This is a genomic window from Nonomuraea sp. NPDC049152 (assembly GCF_040648355.1).
Taxonomy (GTDB): Bacteria; Actinomycetota; Actinomycetes; order Streptosporangiales; family Streptosporangiaceae; genus Nonomuraea.
Window position 1 is genome coordinate 1 of sequence record NZ_JBEZDO010000105.1, and the last position, 1,101, is coordinate 1,101.

The 1,101-nt window shown below is 67.6% G+C and carries 1 pseudogene; it reads right to left on the reverse strand.

What is annotated here, in order from left to right:
* Positions 1-22 precede the first annotated feature (22 nt).
* Positions 23-1,026: pseudogene (locus AB0B45_RS51535) on the reverse strand (IS5 family transposase).
* Positions 1,027-1,101: the final 75 nt, after the last annotated feature.

Genomic DNA, 1,101 nt, shown 5'->3' on the forward strand with positions numbered 1-1,101 from the left:
TAGGGCGCGTATCGAGTCGTGATCAAGTGGTGGTCCGGGTGAGGTGCTTGACCCAGATCATTGAGGCGCGCAGATGGAGGCCGGCGAGGTAGCTGGCTGGGGTCTTGTCGTATCGGGTGGCGACGCCTCGCCAGGCCTTGAGCTTGTTGATCAGGCGCTCGACGGTGTTCCTCTCCTTGTAGAGGCCGGCGTCGTGACTGACAGGCCGACCGCCCGCGGAGCCCTTCTTCTTCCGGTTGGCGGCCTGGTCTCTCTTCTCCGGAATCACTGCCTTGATACCGCGTCTGCGCAGGTGGGCCCGGTTGCCGCGGGAGGAGTAGGCCTTGTCGGCGGCGACCGCGTCCGGCCGGGTGCGGGGGCGGCCGACGGGGACGCGGACCCGTATCTTCCCCAGCACGGGGATGAACTGTGGGCTGTCCGCGGCCTGGCCTGCGGTCAGCGCGAACGCCAGTGGGCGGCACTTGCGGTCGGCGGCCAGGTGAACTTTGCTGGTCTGCCCGCCCCTGGAGCGTCCCAGGAGGGCGGCCTTCAGCCGGAGTTTTCGCCGGCGCCGGACGCGCCGTCGCTCCTCCCGCTCGGGATCGATCTCGGCGTCCTGTCCGTCTTGTTCTTCCAGACCGCCCCTTTTGACCTGGCCTTCTCCGCCTCGGCAGCTGCCTTCTCCAATACGCCGAGGACGTCCTCGCCCAGGTGCATCCCGGCCGCGTCGTGGTGAGCACGCGCGGTGGTCGAGTCGACGCTGGCCAGGGACAGATCCACCTCACCCCGCTTCCCCGCTTCTGCGATCAGGCCCTCCAGCAGCGCCTCGAAGACGCCGGCGTCACGCCATTGCCGGAAGCGGTTGTGGACGGTCGACCAGGCACCGAACTCCTGCGGCATCTCCCGCCACTGTCCGCCGGTCCTGAACCGCCAGATCACACCCTCGAACTGCTGCCGTAACCGCTCGGGATACGGGCCGTACTCGCCGATCGGCAGGTACGGCCCGATGAACTCCCACTCCGCGTCCGTCAGTTGCACTCGCGTCACGGAACAAGATCTACCGGTCCAGGCCTCACCACGAGGGCGAATCGACAGATTGATCACGACCCAATACGCGCCCTA